A 19,144-nucleotide genomic window follows, 5' to 3' on the forward strand; every position below is an offset into this window, starting at 1 on the left:
CCGGCTTTATTGTTAAATTGCATTTTGGGGAATGCTTATTACAGAATATAACGGGAGAGATCCCTGTCTTCATTTACATCCTGCAGTTTTTCCTGAACATATTCCTTATCAATAATGACAGAATCTCCGGAGCGGTCCGGGGCTTCAAAGGAAAGGTCAGAAAGGATCTTTTCCATAATGGTGTAAAGTCTTCTGGCTCCGATATTTTCGGTTTCCTCGTTAAACTTCTGGGCGTTAAAAGCGACCTCTTCGAGAGCTTCCCGGCTGAAATCTATAGTCAGCTTTTCGGTTTCCAGCAGGGCTTTGTACTGTACGGTCAGGGCATTCTGAGGTTCAGTAAGGATTCGGTAAAAGTCATCCTTATCAAGTGAGGTCAGCTCCACCCGCAGGGGGAAACGTCCCTGCAGTTCGGGGATCAGGTCTGAGGGTTTGGCATAGCTGAATGCCCCTGCGGAAATGAACAGGATGTGGTCAGTCTTGACCATACCGTATTTGGTATTGACCACGCATCCTTCCACGACAGGGAGCAGATCGCGCTGTACGCCTTCGCGGGAAACATTTGCAGAACCGCCACCTTCCTGATTGCCGGCTATTTTGTCGATTTCATCGAGGAAAAGGATACCACCCTGTTCAACACGTTCACGGGCCAGCTCGGCTACGTTGTCCATATCGATGAGTTTATCTGATTCCTGCTGAATGAGAATTTCGTAAGCTTCGCGGATGTTGACCTTACGCATTTTCTTTTTACCGGGAAACATTTTGCCGATCATGTCATTGACCTGCATACCCATATCTTCCATGCCGGGCATGGACATTATTTCAACTCCGCCACCCTGAACGGTGACTTCTACTTCCACTTCACGTTCGTCCAGTTTGCCTTCGCGCCACATTTTACGGAATTTTTCGCGAGTGGAGGACTGGTCGGCAGCGGGCTGTTCTTCCAGTTCTTCAGGGGTGCCCTGATTAAAGAATCCCATACCGGCCTGTTTGGGCTTGGATGAGGGCAGGAGCAGATCGAGCAGGGCGTCTTCAGCGTGTTTTTCAGCTTTGACTTTGACCTTATCCATCTCTTCCTTGCGGACAAGGTTAATGCCTATTTCCATCAGGTCGCGGACCATGGATTCAACATCACGGCCAACGTAACCTACTTCGGTGAATTTAGTGGCTTCGACCTTGAAGAAGGGGCATCCTGCAAGCTTGGCCAGACGGCGGGCAATTTCAGTTTTACCAACCCCGGTGGGGCCCATCATGATAATGTTTTTGGGTGCTATCTCATCGCGCAGTTCAGGAGGAAGCTGCTGACGGCGCCAGCGGTTGCGCATAGCGATGGCGACCATCCTTTTTGCATCAGACTGTCCGATGATGAAATTATCCAGTTCGGAAACGATTTCTCTAGGTGTAAGATTACTCATTTTCAGGCTCGTGGGATTTTATTTTTCAAGGGTTTTGAGGACAAAGTGGTCGTTGGTGTAAACGCAGATTTCACTTGCGATTTCCATGGATTTCTGGGCGATTTCTGCTGCGGGCATCTCTGTATTACGCATGAGAGCACGGGCGGCGGAAAGGGCGTAGGAACCGCCGGAACCGATAGCTGCAACACCGTCGTCCGGTTCGATAACATCGCCGTTACCGCTGATAATGAGGATATGTTCGGCGTCTGCGACCATGATCATGGCTTCAAGTTTACGCAGGAATTTATCGGTGCGCCAGTCGGTAGCCATTTCAACAGCGGAGCGCACAAGGTTGCCGGAGTATGTTTTCAGCTTTTTTTCAAACCGCTCGAAAAGGGTGAAGGCATCCGCTGTAGCCCCTGCGAATCCGGCCATAACCTCATCGTTGTACAGGGTACGGACCTTCACCGCGGAATGTTTCATCACCACCGCCTGCCCCATGGTGACCTGACCGTCACCGATCATGGCGGTGCCTTTATCGTCTTTAACGGCCAGAATGGTTGTTCCTCTCATTTCCATATTCATCTCCTGATTCATCTTATTCAATATGATGCGTAGCCGGTTATTGTGCTGCGCGCTTTGGATCAATTCGATTTCGTCTCCGGCGGCCAAATGAGCTTAGCCCCTTTGGAATCCCTTGGTTGGGGATAAGTGCTTGATTGGAGAGGTGAAATTTTATGTTACCAGAACATAATACTTGTGAGTGTGATGGCAAGGGGGGATGTAAAATTCTTCTCGTTTACCCCTAAAGAAATATTTATTTATGCCGAAAATAATAATGATGCGCGATTTTATGTCTAAACATTATATATAAGAAGTGGAGGGGCAGCTATGAGAATAAATGAATCTACGGGCTTTAATTTCAATATTTTCAATCTGAAGAAAACTAATGAGGAAGCTGAGGAAGATGCCGGCTCAACTCATCTACAGGTTGCTGTTCAAGAACCACAGGGGCACACTTCGTCTACCCGCAATATGATGTCGGGAAACTTTTTCCAGCAGGACCATGAGGAATCTCGGTATATCACTGGGCTCATGACCTCTTATGCTGTCGAGAATGAATTCCAGACTCGTATGCAAAACGTCGTTGATTTTTATAAAGGAGCAGCAGCTGCGACTGATAGTTATGCTGAAAAGGTTGCTGCGGGTATGAAGGCGGAGAAAGCCGTTGAGGATGAGGCTGAGGCCTACACCGGTGAAAAAGTCGGCGAAAAGATGGAGCAGGACCGCAAGGAAGAAGAAAAAGAGCAGGAAGCAAAAGTCGAGGAAAAGATCGAAGAAAAGCTGATGCCGGATATGGCCAAGCAAATTGTTGATGCCGATCCCAGTCCCGACGAGCTGAGCGAAGAAATATCGGATAAAGCCGAAGAAATTGTTGAAACTGAGAGCGAGAAGATCTTAAAGGGTAACGAAGCGGGGGAAGGTCAGACAGTCTCAGGAAATGTTCAGGCTGCTGAGCAGGTAGGTACAGTTACCGCTGCCAGTGCGGCCCCGCCGGACAGAGATAAGAGTGTTGAGCTTACCGGCGAATCTACCCAGACCGTAAAAGGTAGCAGTAGTTCTGCCAATACGGTGCCGCCACCGGGAACTTACGTAGATGAAGTTGTTTAAAATTAAAGTTTGTTAAATAAAAGCTCCCTCCTGCAAAAGCAGGAGGGAGTTTTTTTCTTATATGACGAATTAATTTTTTTACCCGGGTAATTTCAAATATAAATATTTGGAATTCTAAACCTTGAATTTGAACTGGACCCCGGAAAAATATTTTAGTTTACCCCTAAAGAAATATTAATTTATGCCGAAAATAACAATGACGCGCGATTTTGTGTCTAAATATTATATGTAATAGGTAGAGGGCAGCTATGAGAATAGGTGAATCTTCGGGCTTTAATCTCAATGTTTTCAATATGAAGAAAACCGATGAGGAAGATAAGGAAGAGGTTGGTTCAACTAATCCACAGGTAGCTGTTCAAGAACCACAGGGGCACACTTCTTCTATCCGCGATATGATGTCGGGAAATTTTTTCCAGCATGACCGCAAGCAATCTCGGTACATCATTGGGATGATGACCTCTTTCAAAGTCGAGAATGAATTCAAAAACCGGATACAAAGTGTCGTCGATTTTTATCAAGCTTGTGCTGCTGCGGCTGATAACGAAGGTGAAAAGGTTGCTGCGCTTATGAAGGGGGTAGAAGCCGTTGAGGACGAGGCTGAGGCTTATGCCCGCGAAAAGGTTTCTGAAAGGATAGATCATGATCAAGAGGAAGAGGAAAAAGAGCAGGAAGAAAAAGCTGAGAAAAAGATCGAAGAAAAGCTGATGCCGGATAGTGCCAAGAAGATTCTTGATGCCGATCCCAGCCCTGACGAGCTGAGCGAGGAAATCGAGGAGAAGGTTGAAGATATAATTGAGACTGAAGGCGAGAAGATCTTAAAGGGTAACGATGCTGATGAAGATCAGACTGTCTCAGGAAATGTTCAGGCTGCTGAGCAGGTTAGTACAGTTACCGCAGCCAGTGCCGCCCCGCAGGACAAGGATAAGAACGTTGAGCTTACCGGAGAATCTACCCAGCCTGTAAAAGGTAGCAGTAGTGCTGCCAATACGATGCCGCCACCGGGAACTTACGTAGATGAAGTTGTTTAAGAATTTAAGTCTGTTAAATGAAAGCTCCCTCCTGCAAAAGCAGGAGGGAGCTTTTTTCTTATGTGACGAATTATCTTTTTAGCCGGATAAGTCCAAATATAACTATCGGTAATTTTGGACCTTTTTCAATAGGATTTTATCCTGCGGAAAGCAGGCAGGGCTTAATAATCAAATCTCGGCAGCTTCCCGTAGCTCCTTAACGGATAAAGCATATGCGCGGAAAACATTTTCCCTGTTAAGTATACCGATAATCCTGTTGGGGTCATCCTCGCTGACTACCGGAATCTGTCCGTAGTCGGTGTCTACGAATTTGAGCAGGGCAGTGTATAGATCGTCGTCAGCCTTAAGGGTCGCCGGTTTAGTGGCGAGATCCTTGGCCAGAATGAGGTCGAAAAGATCAGGATTGAAGAGATGGTTGCGGACATTCTGAATAGTCAGGATTCCTGTGATCACCCCGTCTTCATTTTTAACCGGGAAGTACAACTCGTTTGTATTGGCGATAATGTCGGTCAGCGCCTTGAGCGTGGTGCCTTCTTCAAGGGTTGTCACGCGTCCCGGTTTGTAATGCGTTTCCACTTGCAAGCCTTCAAGAATATTGATGGTCTTATCCTCGATGTGAGCAGGTGAATCGAATTTGCTTTCCACCTGATGCTCATAGAGCGAGAAATTCCTGCCGAGTACGATGCACAGAGCGGAGGCGAGCATCAGCGGAGCCAGTAAACCGTAGCCTTGAGTAAGTTCGCAGACCATGATCAGCGGTCCGATGGGAGCTTTTGCCACACCGGCGAAGAAAGCTGCCATACCCACCAGCACGTAACCGCCGGGCTGAGTGACGATGTCCGGATAATATTTTCCGGCAATCTGGCCAACGATGCCGCCGGACATACCGCCGACGAAAAGGGCGGGTGCAAACATACCGCCGGACATGCCGGAACCGATAGTCATGGAGGTGGCGAGAGTCTTGCCGATGACGATGGCAATCATCATCATTAGCGGAATTTCACCCATGATGGCCATTTCCAGCCAGCCGTATCCACCGGTTAGCACCTGAGGAAAGAACATTCCCATGATGCCCATCATCAAGCCGCCGAGGCCTGTTGCCCACATGAGGCCGACTCGGTCTTTAATCTGGTAGAAAACTGAATATTTGATGAACCTGAAGGTGCGGATATACATCCATCCTGCAAGCGTACATGCAAAGGCCAGTGCCACATAAAAGATCAGTTCCCGGGGATCGTGGAAAACAAAGCGCGGAATACCGAAAATAGGTTCTGTGCCGTAGAAAAGAGTGAATAGGGAATAGGAGACCACCGAGGATATGACAGAAGGCAGAATGGCTTCGGATTCAAAGTCTTCGCGGTAGATAACCTCGATAGCGGTGAGAGCCCCGCCAAGCGGAGCACGAAAGATTGCACCCAGTCCGCCTGCGGCACCGGAGAGGAGCAGAATACGGCGTTCCTTGGGGGACAGTTTCAGCTTCTGGGCCATCCATGAGCCAAGCCCGGCTCCCATCTGTGTGATAGGTCCTTCCCGTCCGGCACTACCTCCGGCGGCAATGGTAAAAATAGAGCTGATCCCTTTAATAATCGGGATAATGGGACGCATAAGTCCGCCACCCTGATGAAAGCATCTGATAGTGGCATCGGTTCCATCTGTTCCGCCGGAAACTGTTTCGGGTATATATTTATTGACCAGCCAGCCGGTAACCAGACCGACAATGGTCAGACCGATGGGAATTACCCATGCGCGCAGATGTTCACCTGCCGGGCCGTGGAAAAGTTCTTCCCCTTCAGGGGCAGGCAGGGAGAGGCCTGCCAGTTGATTTATGAACAGGTGTTTGCCCAGTTCCACCGCGCCGAAAAAAAGTACGGAAGTTATGCCGGAAAGGATGCCGATAACTATACCGAGTACCAACCAGCGAAAATGGTTTATGTTACGGTATGAGCGGACAAGATCTTTCCACATGTTCCAATTGAGTAAAGGACTCATTTTTCATCTCCTGATTCTATCAAATGCAGGCCAGGGCGAACCTGTGACTCAGGGTATGAAAGGATTTCCCGGGCGAGGTTGATGTCGATGGCGATGCGTTCTTTGAGTTCGTCCAGTCCGTTGAATTTTTTTTCGGACCGGATGCGCTGTATGAAGTGGACGCGAATATCCTTACCGTAGATGTCTTCGGTAAAATCCAGAATGTGTGCTTCCACTGAAAGGGCTTCGTTGCCGAAGGTGGGATTTTTGCCGATGTTGGCGACACCGGGAAGGACTTTGCCGTCCACTTCCACCCGTATGGCGTAAACACCTTTTTTGGGGAAAAGTTCGTCTTCAAGCTTAATATTGGCGGTGGGGAACCCGAGCAGTCTGCCGCCCCTGTTCATGCCATGCACCACTTCACCGCGGACCTGATAAAAGCGTCCCAGTAAGGGCCGGACATCCCAGACATTACCTTCACTGACCAAATCACGAATGCGTGATGAGCTGACTACCGCGTCATTGATGATAACCGGGTCAAGCCTCTCAACTCCGTAATCATATTTTCGGCCCAGCTCGAGGAGGGTTTCGTAATTGCCGCTGCGTCCTTTGCCCAGTGCGTAATCGTAGCCCACGACCATTTCTTTCATTGCAAGGCCGTCCACTAGATATTTGCGGATAAATTCTTCAGGTGAAAGAGCCGCCATTTCTCTGGTGAAATTTAAGGTGAGGAGGATATCCGGCTCGTGCAGGGCAATAAGTTCCAGCTTTTGTGAGGTAAGGGTGATGAAAGGCGGGGTCTTGCTGTTAACCAGAACCCTCATCGGGTGCGGGTCGAAGGTTACCACTACACTGGAAAGACCGTTGGCCCTACTCTTTCGGCAGGTGCTTCTGATCAGTTTTTGGTGTCCTTTGTGGACACCGTCAAAGTTTCCAATTGTAACACATGCGCCTTGTTCCGGCGGTACTATTTCATTTATTGATTTTGCGATGATCATGTTCGCTTCACTTTTTAATGACGTAAGATTGTAGAAACGAAAACCAGTACATCAAAAAGCTATATCATTCAAGAGACGCAGGTTGGGACATCAATAGTGGTCTATAGTGATAAAGTACCATAAACAAGGGAGTTAAGCGCGTAAGACGAACTGGTGCTGATTAATCTGACTTTTTTTTATCACTCTCATCTCCCTGATCTTCAGGGGGCTTTGGATTAATTATGTCTTCCAGCTTTTTCAGCTCATCGCGCTGCTTTTGGGTTTTGGCCAGTCCTTCAGCTTTGCGCAAATGAAATTTGGCCTGTTTCATATCGTGCCCGTACAATGCTGCATAAGCCAATTGGGTATGTGCTTGAAAATAGTGACCTGACTCTCCCAGCATACGTCCAAGATGGTAATGGATTTCCTGATCATGGGGGACCATTTCGGCAACGCGGCGCATGGTCAATATTGCCTGTTTGTAATTTTTCCTGACCCCCTCGGTGCGGGCAAGGAAGAACAGGGTCATGGCATCGGTCGGGTTGCGTATGTAAGCTTCCCGCAGCAGGGGAGAAGCCTTGTCCATATCGCCGACATTGAAATAGAAGCGCCCTTCCTCCCTTAAAATAAGAGTATCTTCGGGACAAAGTTCGTGAGCTTTTTTGAATTCCTGTTCCGCTTTATTCTTTTGCTTTATTCGGGAGTAGATAATAGCCAGTCCAAGATGATCGAGACAGTTTCGCTTACTTTCGGGGATTGATTTGTAATAAGCCAAAGCCACGTCTGTTGAAGTCAGCCGGGCACGGATCAGGGTCTGTACTTTGAAGAAATCAGCATCGTCATCCCTGCGCTTGAAAATTTCTGGAGGCATGCGGGTGAATCTATCTTCCAGATAGCCGATACGGGCATCAATGCCGGGGTGAGTTGACAGGTAGGTGGGAATGTTTGTGCTGCTCATGTGCCATTGGCGCTGCTTCATTAATTTGAACCCGTCGACCATGCGTTTAGGATTGTAACCCGCTTCAATAAGGTAGTTCATTCCCAGATGGTCGGCTTCCCGTTCGTTTTCCTGAGTGTAGGTCAGATAAGCACTCTGAGCTCCGCCCATGGAACCCATAGCAATTGCCTGCCCCAGATTCCCCATATTCCCCCCGCCTCCGGCTATTCCTACCATCATTCCGGCCAATGTGCCGAGCATGCTGGCAAGGTTTACCAGCTTCATTTTTTCCATGCGCCGGGCAGCATGACGCAGGGTCACGTGGGCAAGCTCATGGCCTATTACCGCTGCAAGCTCGCTTTCGTGTTTCATGTTCAGGATCAGTCCGGTGTAAACGTAAACATATCCACCGGGGATAGCGAAGGCATTCATTGAGTTATTTTGAATCACCGTGGTTGTTATTGGAAATGGCTGGGGGGGGATATGTTCAGCCACTCTGGCAACCAGCTTTTTAACATAGTCATCTATCTGGGGATCAAGAATTACAGGCAGTTTGTTGTGGACCATCTTATTAAATTCTTTACCGAGTTTGATCTCATCCTTAACTGTGAATTCCCCGAAAAGAGAGTTGGCCATAGCCTGCGGAGTCATCCAGAAACTGAAAAAAAAGATCAGAATCAGCACGATAGTCTGGCGAAATAATTTGTTTCTGAAGTTCATAATAAAATTTATTGGATTTGTGAAAATTGTCGATAATTCGAATTTAATTAAAGAGTAAGTTTTGAGAAGGCCATTGTAAAGAAGGTAAACAAAAAGAAACCCCGAAAGGTTAATTTTCGGGGCGTTGAATTGATGTCTTATTTTAATAAGCTAAGCTCAAAAAGAAAAGGCTGAAACTAGCTTGCATGAAATACAAGTAGTTACAGCCTTTTGTTATTAACTTACATCCGGCATTGAATCTTTCAGCTACCGGTTTTGATTGAGAATTTTACTTGCCCATCATATCGAAGAATTCTTCGTTGGTCTTGGTGCCCTTCATTTTGTCGAGCAGGAATTCCATGGAATCAATAGAGTTCATGGGAGCAAGCAGTTTCCGCAGTATCCAGACCTTGTTAAGAACGCCATCTTCAAGAAGGAGTTCCTCTTTGCGTGTACCGGAGCGGTTTATGTCAATTGCCGGGAACACACGTTTTTCCGCAAGCTTGCGGTCAAGGTAGAGATCCATGTTACCGGTGCCTTTGAATTCTTCAAAGATAACTTCATCCATGCGGGAACCGGTATCGATAAGAGCGGTAGCAATGATGGTCAGGCTGCCGCCTTCTTCGATGTTACGGGCTGCTCCGAAAAATCTTTTGGGGCGCTGCATGGCATTGGCATCCAGACCACCGGAAAGAACTCTGCCGGAGGAAGGGGTGACAGCATTGTAAGCACGACCAAGACGGGTGATGGAATCAAGCAGGATGACTACGTCGCGTTTACGCTCGACAAGTCGTTTGGCTTTTTCAAGTACCATCTCAGTAACCTGCACATGGCGCTGCGGAGGTTCATCGAAGGTAGAGCTGACCACTTCCGCCTTAACTGTGCGGGCCATGTCCGTAACTTCTTCCGGGCGTTCATCGATGAGTAGAACAATGAGATCAACGTCTGGATGATTGGCGTTGATTGAGTTGGCTATGTTCTGCAACATCATTGTCTTACCGGTACGGGGCGGTGCAACGAGCAGGGCACGCTGTCCACGTCCGATGGGTGAGAGAATGTCGATTACCCTGGAACTGAAATTTTTGGGACCGTTCTCAATTTTGAAGCGGTTATCAGGATATATCGGGGTCAGGTTGTCAAAAAGAACCAGATTTCTGGAATGTTCCGGAGATTCAAGACCGATTTCATTGACCCTGAGTAATGCGAAGTAGCGTTCGCCTTCTTTAGGAGGTCTAATTTGTCCGGAGACGATATCACCTTTACGCAGTCCGAATCTTCTGATCTGGGAAGGCGAAACGTAGATGTCATCCGGTCCGGGCATATAACTGTATGTTGGAGAACGCAGGAAGCCGAATCCATCGGGAAGAACTTCCAAAACTCCCTCGCCGTAAATCTGTCCGTTCTGCGCCGCACATCCCTGAAGTAAGGCGAAGATCAGTTCCTGCTTACGCATTCCACTGGGGTTTTCGACTTTGAATTTTGCTGCCAGATCCATAAGGTCTGACATATTTTTCTGTTTCAGTTCAGTCAGGTTCAGGTTTTGTATTTTTTTATCTTGGCCCATACTGTATAACCGGAGTTAAAAGTTAAAAAATATTACTAAGTTAATGTAAGGCAGCAGCAATGCATAGTCTTTGTGCTTATGCAAATGCACTAAGGCCTTCGCTCTAACTTTTTGATGAAATTATGTAGGATTGTCCTGAAGAGGGGCTGTTTTATCTGTTTGAATACAACGACAGTTTAATCTTCGTTGATTCTTTTTACACCCTGATTGCAGTTGTTTATCAATGAAATGCACTCCAAAAAATCCATAAGGAATGAAAAGCAATTCTGCAACGTGCAACTAGTAGGGCATTAACTGAAAGAATCGTTTATGACAAGTCGTTTGATCAGGATTTTCAGGATTCCTCTTCCTGTTTTTCCATGACGTCACTGAAAAGTGCGTTGATCTCTTCCTTGATTTCTTCCTGATCAAGATCAAGGGCAAAAGAAAGCTCCATGGAAACCAAACCCATAGCTTGTTCCAGAAGTCTACGTTCACCGAAAGACAGCTCTTTGTCGCGTCCTATGAGAAAGAGTTCCTTTAAGACATAAGCGACATCCTCAAGGTCTCCGCTTTTGAGCTTTTCGGAATATTCGCGATAGCGTCTGTTCCAGTTCTGACCAGTATAACCGGTAAAGTCAGATCTATCTTTAAGGCAGTCGAATATGTGTAACCCTGCCTCTTTGTCGCAGACAGCGCGCAGGCCTACGTTGTGTGCGTTCATGACCGGAACCATGAGCGTAACATTGTTGCTTAAAATGCGTACAATATAAAACTCAGCGGTAGCTCCGCCGATTTCCTGACTCTCAATACGTTCTACTTTGCCCACTCCCTGTGAAGGGTAGACAACCAGCTGTTCTAGCTCAAACACTCATGGCTCCTTGGACTTACAAAAGAAATACTTTGGAAAGTTATATGCTGTTCTGCGGGGTTGTTCCCGGTTTTGGCGGCGCTATTTCGTAGAATTCAGGATTAGCTGAAAAATAGGTTTGCGAAAACTTCCCATTTCTTTGTCCCTCTGGTTTTGTTTACATTTACAGCAGAGGGAATTGCTGCGAAAATTTACTATAACCGAATTGTAAAGAATCGTCTACAGTTCGGTTTCAATAACATCGGGGACAAAGCTGTTCATAAACTGTGTGGCCGGTCCCTGACCTCTCCTGAAATTCAGGTTCAGCCCTTTGATTGCCGCTGCGGACATTTCTCCGGCGATTTCAAGTTCGGCAGGATTGAATTCTTCCAGCACATAATCTTTTACCTGCGCTGAAAATTCGGGGCGGCCAATGCCAATCCTGATTCTGAAAAAATTAGGTGACTCCATTTTTCCCTGGATGGATTCAAGACCGCGGTGACCGTTGTTGCCGCCACCTTTTTTAAACTTCATTCTTCCGCAGGGGAGGTCCAGCTCGTCGTGGATGACGTATACATCAGTTACAGGAATGGAAAATTTACCGCAGATAGCTGCAACGGCCTTTCCGCTTAAGTTCATGTACGTAAGCGGTTTGGTCACTAAAACATTGGTTCCGGCCAAACTGATGCTGAATAGCTCAAAGTCACCGGAAATATCCATTTTCTTATAGCGCATGCTTTTGCGGGAAGCAGCTATCTCTGCCAAAGCATCAACAGTCATAAACCCGATGTTGTGCCGGGTCTTTGCATATTCAGGCCCAGGATTGCCCAATCCTGCTATAAGTGCTTTGTATTCCATTGCTAATTTACCTGTTTAAAAACGGCAAAGGCCCCGGATAAACCGGGGCCCGAAAATGATTACATTACTAAAGATTTATTCTTCAGCAGCTTCAGCAGCTTCGTCTTCTTCAGCAGAAGAGCCGCGACCGGATGCGCAGCGAACGAGAGCGAAGTTGCTGTCTGCAATTACAGAAGCGCCTTCACCGAGGTCTACGTCGTTAACAAATACGGTGTCACCAACATTCATGCCATCGATATTGATTACGATTTTAGCAGGAATAGTTGCTGCGGTACATGCAACGGTCAGTATTTCGCGGTAGATAGCCATGCGGCCACCAAGCTTAACACCGGGAGCGATTCCTTCTGTAGTAACAGGAACGTCAACCTTAAGAGGACGGTCAGCTGCAACACCGAGGAAGTCTACGTGATTAGGACGGGGACGGACGGGATCCATCTGTACTTTCCAGATCAGTGTATCGTATGTTTTACCTTCAACTTCAAGAGAGAAGAGACGGGTTGTACCGATTTTGCGGTAAAGCTTAACGAATTCAATTTCGTTAACGGCAAGAATCAGGTTTTCTCCTTCCTGAGAATAGAAGACAACCGGAACCATTCCTTTGTTACGAAGCTTACGGTTTGCGGATTTACCGGTTTCGGTACGCACTTCAGCTTTGAAAGTAACTTTTTCAGACATTATTTTCTCCTTATGGTTAACCTGCTGCCGCTCAAAATGACCGGCAGAGGGTGGGAATAGGCAATATTAAACGAAGAGAACGCTTACGGATGACTCGGTGTGTACATTGTGAATGCACTTAGCGAGGATTCCGGCAACTGATTTTACTTTGATCTTGCCACCGGAGTTGATGATTTTCTCTTCGGGAACAGGCAGGGTGTTGGTTACAATTACCTCGGAAAAAGGAGCAGCCGCCAGCCTGTCGATAGCCGGTCCGGAAAGAACCGGGTGTGTTGCGCAGGCTATTACGTCTTTCGCACCGTGGTTTATAAGAACCTTGGCTGCCTGACACATGGTGCCTGCGGTATCGATCATGTCGTCCATGACTACGCAAACTTTGTCTTTTACTTCCCCGATAACGTGCATGGCTTTGGCCTGGTTCGGAGCATCGCGGCGTTTATCCACAATGGCCAGTCCGGCTTTGAGGCGCTTGGCATAAGCTCTGGCGCGTTCGGTTCCGCCTGCGTCAGGTGAAACCATGACCATGTCCTGTTCACGGGTGCGCAGTTCATCCAGCAGTACCGGAGCTGCGTAAATATTATCTACCGGGAGATTAAAGAAGCCCTGAATCTGGCCTGCGTGCAGGTCTATAGTGACCAGACGCTGCATACCGGCAACAGTCAGGCAGTCAGCACACAGTTTTGCACTGATAGGTGCACGGGGAGAAACCTTGCGGTCCTGTCGCGCGTATCCGTAGTAAGGTACTACAGCGGTTACCCGGCGGGCACTTGCTCTCTTAAGCGCGTCCAGCATGAGGCACAGCTCCATAAAGTGAAAGTTCACCGGATCACAGGTAGACTGGACTACGAAAACATCGCAGCCTCGGACATTGTCCTGAATCTCAATGCGAATTTCACCATCGCTGAATTTTTCACGCAGGCAGGGAGTAAGTTTGCTGCCGAGATGGTCACAGATTGCTTCTGAAAGCGCCAGATTTGACGAGCCGCTGATAATCTTGAGTTCACCGTTCATGTCGGTCTCCAACTTGACCTCTCGGAATGAGAAATGAATTTGGCAGGGATGGCAGGACTTGAACCCGCGAGTGCGTGGACCAAAACCACGTGCCTTACCAACTTGGCGACATCCCTGCACTGATTATATGAAATATATATATTAAAATTATGAAAACGTGTGAATAACAGAGTCTACATTGATGGCTTTCAATCCTGAAGCAGCTTTTTCCGCTTCTTCTTTCTTCGTAAAGAAAGAAATCACACTTGCCCCGCTTCCGCTCATGACAGCTCCGCAGGCTCCGTTTTTCAATAGAAATTCCTTTGTTTCCCTTATTTCAGGAAACTCGGGAAGGACAACTTCCTCAAAGTCGTTGAATAAAGTCACCCTCGTTTTGGAGGCCGTTCTATTATTATCGCTGGCAGATGTTGTCAAGTCAAACCTGGAATTTTTTTCCAAGTTAGCTGGTTGGCTACGGGTTGACCATGCTTTGTATGCCCATACGGTATTCACGTGCACATCCGGGCAGGCTAATAACGCGCTCAAGCCCGAAAGGTCAACAGTGCAGGGCGATAAAATTTCACCTATTCCTTTAGCCCAAGCCGGACCGTCCAGCAGAAAGAAGGGAACGTCTGCCCCGAGACCTGCTGCCAGCGAGTTAAGCTCTGCGTGTTCCATACCCGGACTGTCCGGGTGTGTATTCAGGAAGCGGAGCATGGAAGCTGCATCCGAACTGCCTCCGCCCAGACCTGCGCCGGTTGGGGTGCGTTTTGTAAGTTCAACATGTAATCCGGGCCGGAATCCGGTTACTTTGGAATATTTATCCCACGCTTTGTATATGAGGTTGTCTTCTGCCGGAAGATCCATTCCTTTACAATCAATGGTGCAACCAGTCCCCGTTTCAGATATTTCGAGAGTATCGGCCAATGCCGGAAAGGGGTGGAATAGAGTCTCCAGCTCGTGATAGCCGTCTTCTCTTTTTCCAACAATTTTCAGGTAAAGATTGACCTTTGCCGGGGCGGTCAGTGTTGTTTTTCTCATAGAGAGCCTTATACCCTAAAGCTGTCTGCTTAGGAAGATGGCTCAGCGGGCTTTTTTTTGGGCTGTTTTAGATTAATTTCAGGACTGAAGAAAAGGCCGTCCTGATATATTCAGGACGGCCTTTATGCTTGAGAGTCAACAACCAGTCAGGGGACTATTTGTTCTTTAGTTCAATAGTTCGGAAGATATTGTGTCCCTGACGTTTCAGGAGCAGCATGATCAGTCCGCGTTTTTTACCTTCGGTGTTGATGATTTTTTCGATATCCTTGATGGAATTTACCTTGTGCTGGTTGGCTTCCATAATGACGTCTCCCACTGCAATGGCAGCGTCTTCGGACGGGGTTCCCTGCATGACTTCTATTACCAGCAGACCCTCGGGTTTTTCAAGGCCGAGGGACTCTGCTTCAGCCTTGCGGTTTACCCTACGCACGACCAGTCCGAGATCATCAAGGTTTTCTTCCGCCGCTTTGGGGGACATTTTGCCTGCTTCAGCCACAACGTTTTTGCCGCTTCGTTCACCGAGCACGACACGTAGATTTTTATCGTGTCCCTTGCGCCATACTTTTACCTTGACGGATTTGCCCGGAGGCAGTGCTGCGATGGTGCGCAGCAGGTCGTTGGTGTCATCAATTTTTTCTCCGTCGATTTTAAGAATGACATCGCCGACTTTTATTCCGCCTTTGTCCGCGGGATCTCCGGGATTAACAGAGTTGACCAGCGCACCGGTCTTGCTTTCCAGTCCAAGAGCCTGGGCTGTTTTTTCGTCGGCATCCTGAATAGTTACACCCAGCCAGCCGCGACTGACCTTGTGGTCGGTTTCGAGCTGGTAGATAACACTTTTGGCCATATTACTGGGGATGGCAAAGCCTATTCCCTGTCCACTGGCAATGATGGCCGTGTTGATTCCGACCACCTGTCCATTTAAGTCGATGAGCGGACCGCCGGAGTTACCGGGGTTGATGCTGGCATCTGTCTGGATAAAGTTATCAAAGGGCCCGGCGCCGATGATTCTGCCTTTAGCGCTGATAATCCCTTTGGTCACGGTGTGTCCCAGTCCGAAAGGATTGCCGATAGCCAGCACCCATTGGCCTACTTCCGCTTTTTCGGAATTGGCGAATTCAAGATAGGGCAGCTCTTTTTTTACTTCAATTTTCAGCAGCGCAAGGTCGGTTTCCTTGTCCCGGCCGATAATTTTGGCCGGATACTCGTGGCCGTCATTTTGCAGCTTTACAGTGATTTTATCAGCAGAGGCGACAACATGGTTGTTGGTGACCACGTAACCGTCTTTGGAAATGATGAAACCTGACCCCAGAGAGCCTGTTTTGCGTTTTTGTTTATGCTGGTTGCCATTACCCCGGTTATTGAACTGTTTGAAGAACTGTTCAAAAGGGTTGTTGCCGCCATTTCCATGGAATTTAAAAAAGTCTTCCATGGGGTTGTTGACTTCGACCATTTTCACGGTATTGATGTTAACAACAGCGGGGCCGCATTTTTTTGCCAGATCGACAAAAGAGGGCAGTCCGTCTGCCTGTGCGTATAAGGGCAGTATGAGTACTGTGATGAGAGTAAATAATCCAATGTAGCGTTTTAGTTTCATATAACCTCCTCGTAGTACCGCCCGGAAAACGGGATAGGCGGTATTGATTGAGTATAGTGTCCTTTTTTCAAAAGTAAATAGTGTAAGGAATATATATAAAGGGTCTATTTTTTCATAAAATAAGGGCGCCCGGTTCTTGAAAGTCCTGTCTGGACATCATGTTGACGATTTGGATAGACTTTTGAAATTGAAATTAACTTTATATTTTAGGTATAAATCATAATCTCGTGGAGTAATAATGGAGCAGCAGGAAGCTATTAAGGTTCAACTTGAACAGCGGCTAAGGGAATGTGAACAGAAAAATGATTCAGTGGGAAAAGCCGAGATGCTTTTCGAGTTGGCTAAGCTGGAAGTCGACGCCGGAAATCAGGAGCAGGCCCTGTTGATGCTTCTTGAAGCTTATTCCAGATTCCAGAAGGCCGGGGAAGCCAAAGGACATTGTTTTACAGGGGAATTGCTTGGACAGCTCCTTTTTGTCTCCGGTAATCCGCAGGACGGACTGGCTGTTGTAAGGGAAGCCTTGAGGGGATTTACTGAGATGGGCATGACCACAGAAGCGGAGAAGACCGAACAACTTCTGTCTGTTATGGAAGAGCATGCAGCCGATAATAAGTGATGTGTTAATCAAAAGAATATAGGCTCAAATCCTTAATCTCGCTGGAAATGATTAAAAAAAGACCATGGTAGGAATCTTATGGGTAACTTTTTTTGTCAAAGCAGATTGTCGCGATATTTCCCTGAATTAATCTATTTGCTTTTATGCAATAGCAACCCCGCAGCTTTGGTGTGTATGCCAAGGCTGCGGGGTTGTTTTTATTGAGTCGTACAGGTTTGTGCGTATTTACAAAGCTACTTTCTAATCATCTCTTTTCATCTGATCTATGATTGATTTCAATTGCTGAGCCTGTGCAGCTAAGTCCATAACAGCTTCAGATGATTGTCGCATTGCATCACTTGTCTCAGTCGCGATGTGATTGATTTCATCGACAGCCCGGTTGATTTCTTCCGAAGTTGCGGACTGTTCTTCACAGGCAGTAGCAATCCCCTGAATCTGTTCAGAAACCTGATCATTTAAAGTGAGTATTTCGTCTAACGAGCTTCCTGCATCGTTTGCCATGCTGGAGACTGACCCTAATTCATGAACCGTAGTGGTACACTGGGTAATGCTTTCCTTGGTGCCGCTCTGGATTTCAGAAATGGCCTTTTCGACTTCATTTGTAGCGGTCATGGTTTTTTCGGCTAACTTTCTTACTTCATCAGCTACAACGGCAAAACCTCTGCCTGCTTCGCCTGCCCGTGCAGCCTCGATGGCAGCATTAAGGGCCAGAAGGTTTGTCTGGTCTGCAATGTCAGAAATGACATCAATTATCTGACCTATTTGTTCTGCGCTGACTCCAAGGCTTTCCATGTCTTTTTCCAGAATATTAGAGAGGTTAATAACCCGATTCAACCCGTCGACCATGTCGGAAACAACTGCTGAACCTTTTGTTGCTGTTTCCTTTGCTTCACTGGCGGTCTGGGAAACTTCTCCTGAATTTCTGGCAACTTCAAGTACGGTCACGTTCATCTCTTCCATTGCCGTAGCAGTCTCGCTTGTGCGCTGGCTTTGCACATCCGAGCCCGTTGAGGATTGTTCAATCTGTGCGGATAACTCTTCCGATGCGGCTGAAATAACATCTACAACATCTTCAAGCTCACGTGCCGCATGCAGCATTCCCTCTTTTTTGGCTCGTTCGGCCTGCTTACGGGCCTCTTCAGCTTCCTGTGTCGCTTTTTGTGCTCTTACAGTTTCTTCTGCCGCTACTCTGCTTTGTTCATTAGCTTCATTGATTTTAAGCTTGAGATTTTCCACCATAGCATTCAAAGCCTTGGCTAGAATGCCGACTTCATCTGAACTTTTGACCTCTAGGGTTTTTTCCAGATGCCCCTCCGCTACACTTGTCGCATAGTCTGTGGTTATGACAATGGGAGTGGCCATCGACTTGGCGATCAGCCAGGAAATAAGCAGAATAATGGGCAGGATGATGGCTATGATGATCAGGGATGAATTTCTGACATCATTTTGAGATTCGACCAGCGTTTGTACAGGCATGCCGATGAACCACATACCAATATTGTTACCGCTTAAGCTTTTGATGGGCCAGTATGCGGTTTGATAATCAATGCCGAGAATTTTGTTACGGGCTACAAAAGATTTCCCTTCTTTGATAACGGTCCGGGTAACTGCCGGGTTACTCATTTTTGTTCCCACGGCACGTTTTCCGGATTTGACAATCGTTGTCATCTCTCTCACGTCACCCTTGAAGACCGTTACATCGAGGTCTGTAAATTCTCTAATCGTATCTACAAATTTTTCATTTGATAAAGAAGTGCCGATTGATATCGTGCCTATGATAGCGTCGTTTTGTTTAATTGGTGCTGTCGCACGCAGGGAAAAAGGGATTTCCTTACCTGCGACAACCCCGGAACAGATTTTTCCGGTAAGTGCTATTCTAACGGTATCCATGTCACGCGCAGGATCACCATAGTTTTGCGAGTGTGATCGAGCCAGAACATCACCGTTGGCATCGGTCAATGTAATGAATTCAGATTCTGTCTCTTCCATCAGTGCTATCAGGCTCTTTGTGATTCTTTGGGTATCATTACTCCTGATCGATTCAATTAACTGCTGATCTTGAGCCATGAGCTCCGCTTTTTCTCGGAATTCCTTAGAGAGAAAATTAACGTGATTATCAAAAACTTTACGCATTGTTGAAATATTTCTGACAGATTCGGCTGAAAAACCTTTGCCGACATAGTAGTTGACAGTGAAAAATATGGAGATTCCTGTCACAAGAGCGATGCATACAGATAATAATATGATTTTATTTCTTATTGAGAATTTCATTTTAAGCTCCTTTAACTCTGTTTTCAGATTAA

At 47.1% G+C, this 19,144-nt stretch carries 16 protein-coding genes and 1 tRNA gene; 3 read left to right on the forward strand and 14 right to left on the reverse strand.

What is annotated here, in order from left to right:
• Window positions 1–38: 38 nt before the first annotated feature.
• On the reverse strand, window positions 39–1,412 hold the full coding sequence (gene hslU, locus ACKU35_RS08590) for an ATP-dependent protease ATPase subunit HslU (protein WP_319765017.1): 1,374 nt from the start codon (window positions 1,410–1,412) through the stop codon (window positions 39–41).
• Between the two features lie 18 nt (window positions 1,413–1,430).
• Window positions 1,431–1,970, reverse strand: coding sequence for an ATP-dependent protease subunit HslV (hslV, locus tag ACKU35_RS08595; RefSeq protein ID WP_319765019.1), 540 nt, complete (start codon window positions 1,968–1,970; stop codon window positions 1,431–1,433).
• Between the two features lie 312 nt (window positions 1,971–2,282).
• Between hslV and ACKU35_RS08600 the strand changes: the two genes are divergently transcribed.
• On the forward strand, window positions 2,283–3,062 hold the full coding sequence (locus ACKU35_RS08600) for a hypothetical protein (RefSeq protein ID WP_319765021.1): 780 nt from the start codon (window positions 2,283–2,285) through the stop codon (window positions 3,060–3,062).
• 248 nt (window positions 3,063–3,310) lie between these two features.
• Window positions 3,311–4,090: a hypothetical protein gene (locus ACKU35_RS08605; protein WP_319765023.1), complete on the forward strand. Its 780-nt coding sequence runs from the start codon at window positions 3,311–3,313 to the stop codon at window positions 4,088–4,090.
• A 168-nt stretch (window positions 4,091–4,258) separates the two neighbouring features.
• Here the strand turns inward: ACKU35_RS08605 and ACKU35_RS08610 are convergent, their stop codons facing one another.
• The 11 genes from ACKU35_RS08610 to ACKU35_RS08660 form a co-directional block, all read right to left on the reverse strand.
• On the reverse strand, window positions 4,259–6,079 hold the full coding sequence (locus tag ACKU35_RS08610; protein WP_319765025.1) for a chloride channel protein: 1,821 nt from the start codon (window positions 6,077–6,079) through the stop codon (window positions 4,259–4,261).
• Window positions 6,076–7,056, reverse strand: a complete 981-nt coding sequence (locus ACKU35_RS08615; protein WP_319765027.1) for a bifunctional riboflavin kinase/FAD synthetase — start codon at window positions 7,054–7,056, stop codon at window positions 6,076–6,078. The genes ACKU35_RS08610 and ACKU35_RS08615 overlap by 4 nt, the downstream gene beginning before the upstream one ends.
• A 160-nt stretch (window positions 7,057–7,216) precedes the next feature.
• Window positions 7,217–8,692 (reverse strand): M48 family metalloprotease, encoded by a 1,476-nt coding sequence (locus ACKU35_RS08620; RefSeq protein ID WP_319765028.1) that lies wholly within the window; start codon window positions 8,690–8,692, stop codon window positions 7,217–7,219.
• Between the two features lie 268 nt (window positions 8,693–8,960).
• A complete protein-coding gene (gene rho / locus ACKU35_RS08625) occupies window positions 8,961–10,235 on the reverse strand; it encodes a transcription termination factor Rho (protein WP_319765030.1) in 1,275 nt (424 codons plus the stop codon).
• A gap of 334 nt (window positions 10,236–10,569) precedes the next feature.
• Window positions 10,570–11,085: a CarD family transcriptional regulator gene (locus ACKU35_RS08630; RefSeq protein ID WP_319765032.1), complete on the reverse strand. Its 516-nt coding sequence runs from the start codon at window positions 11,083–11,085 to the stop codon at window positions 10,570–10,572.
• Window positions 11,086–11,304: 219 nt separating this feature from the next.
• Window positions 11,305–11,922, reverse strand: a complete 618-nt coding sequence (gene pth, locus ACKU35_RS08635; protein WP_319765034.1) for an aminoacyl-tRNA hydrolase — start codon at window positions 11,920–11,922, stop codon at window positions 11,305–11,307.
• A gap of 75 nt (window positions 11,923–11,997) precedes the next feature.
• Complete coding sequence (locus tag ACKU35_RS08640; RefSeq protein WP_319765036.1) at window positions 11,998–12,597, reverse strand: 50S ribosomal protein L25; 600 nt, start codon at window positions 12,595–12,597, stop codon at window positions 11,998–12,000.
• A gap of 66 nt (window positions 12,598–12,663) precedes the next feature.
• The gene (locus ACKU35_RS08645) at window positions 12,664–13,608 is read right to left on the reverse strand and encodes a ribose-phosphate pyrophosphokinase (RefSeq protein ID WP_319765038.1); all 945 of its coding nucleotides are present in this window, start codon (window positions 13,606–13,608) and stop codon (window positions 12,664–12,666) included.
• A 40-nt stretch (window positions 13,609–13,648) separates the two neighbouring features.
• Window positions 13,649–13,724 (reverse strand) — tRNA-Gln (locus ACKU35_RS08650).
• 31 nt (window positions 13,725–13,755) lie between these two features.
• A complete protein-coding gene (ispE, locus tag ACKU35_RS08655) occupies window positions 13,756–14,628 on the reverse strand; it encodes a 4-(cytidine 5'-diphospho)-2-C-methyl-D-erythritol kinase (protein WP_319765039.1) in 873 nt (290 codons plus the stop codon).
• A gap of 154 nt (window positions 14,629–14,782) precedes the next feature.
• Window positions 14,783–16,225 (reverse strand): DegQ family serine endoprotease, encoded by a 1,443-nt coding sequence (locus tag ACKU35_RS08660; protein WP_319765041.1) that lies wholly within the window; start codon window positions 16,223–16,225, stop codon window positions 14,783–14,785.
• 238 nt (window positions 16,226–16,463) lie between these two features.
• Here ACKU35_RS08660 and ACKU35_RS08665 point away from each other — a divergent pair, with 238 nt between their 5' ends.
• On the forward strand, window positions 16,464–16,841 hold the full coding sequence (locus tag ACKU35_RS08665) for a hypothetical protein (protein WP_319765043.1): 378 nt from the start codon (window positions 16,464–16,466) through the stop codon (window positions 16,839–16,841).
• A gap of 240 nt (window positions 16,842–17,081) precedes the next feature.
• Here ACKU35_RS08665 and ACKU35_RS08670 read toward each other — a convergent pair whose 3' ends face one another.
• A complete protein-coding gene (locus ACKU35_RS08670) occupies window positions 17,082–19,112 on the reverse strand; it encodes a methyl-accepting chemotaxis protein (protein WP_319765045.1) in 2,031 nt (676 codons plus the stop codon).
• Between the last annotated feature and the right edge of the window lie 32 nt (window positions 19,113–19,144).

Source organism: Maridesulfovibrio sp. (assembly GCF_963676065.1).
Taxonomy (GTDB): domain Bacteria; phylum Desulfobacterota; class Desulfovibrionia; order Desulfovibrionales; family Desulfovibrionaceae; genus Maridesulfovibrio.

Bases quoted from the DNA above. Each gene is read 5' to 3' on its own strand.
- hslU (WP_319765017.1), bottom strand. From the start codon at position 1,412: ATGAGTAATCTTACACCTAGAGAAATCGTTTCCGAACTGGATAATTTC.
- hslV (WP_319765019.1), bottom strand. From the start codon at position 1,970: ATGGAAATGAGAGGAACAACCATTCTGGCCGTTAAAGACGATAAAGGC.
- ACKU35_RS08600 (WP_319765021.1), top strand. From the start codon at position 2,283: ATGAGAATAAATGAATCTACGGGCTTTAATTTCAATATTTTCAATCTG.
- ACKU35_RS08605 (WP_319765023.1), top strand. From the start codon at position 3,311: ATGAGAATAGGTGAATCTTCGGGCTTTAATCTCAATGTTTTCAATATG.
- ACKU35_RS08610 (WP_319765025.1), bottom strand. From the start codon at position 6,079: ATGAGTCCTTTACTCAATTGGAACATGTGGAAAGATCTTGTCCGCTCA.
- ACKU35_RS08615 (WP_319765027.1), bottom strand. From the start codon at position 7,056: ATGATCATCGCAAAATCAATAAATGAAATAGTACCGCCGGAACAAGGC.
- ACKU35_RS08620 (WP_319765028.1), bottom strand. From the start codon at position 8,692: ATGAACTTCAGAAACAAATTATTTCGCCAGACTATCGTGCTGATTCTG.
- rho (WP_319765030.1), bottom strand. From the start codon at position 10,235: ATGGGCCAAGATAAAAAAATACAAAACCTGAACCTGACTGAACTGAAA.
- pth (WP_319765034.1), bottom strand. From the start codon at position 11,922: ATGGAATACAAAGCACTTATAGCAGGATTGGGCAATCCTGGGCCTGAA.
- ACKU35_RS08640 (WP_319765036.1), bottom strand. From the start codon at position 12,597: ATGTCTGAAAAAGTTACTTTCAAAGCTGAAGTGCGTACCGAAACCGGT.
- ACKU35_RS08645 (WP_319765038.1), bottom strand. From the start codon at position 13,608: ATGAACGGTGAACTCAAGATTATCAGCGGCTCGTCAAATCTGGCGCTT.
- ispE (WP_319765039.1), bottom strand. From the start codon at position 14,628: ATGAGAAAAACAACACTGACCGCCCCGGCAAAGGTCAATCTTTACCTG.
- ACKU35_RS08660 (WP_319765041.1), bottom strand. From the start codon at position 16,225: ATGAAACTAAAACGCTACATTGGATTATTTACTCTCATCACAGTACTC.
- ACKU35_RS08665 (WP_319765043.1), top strand. From the start codon at position 16,464: ATGGAGCAGCAGGAAGCTATTAAGGTTCAACTTGAACAGCGGCTAAGG.
- ACKU35_RS08670 (WP_319765045.1), bottom strand. From the start codon at position 19,112: ATGAAATTCTCAATAAGAAATAAAATCATATTATTATCTGTATGCATC.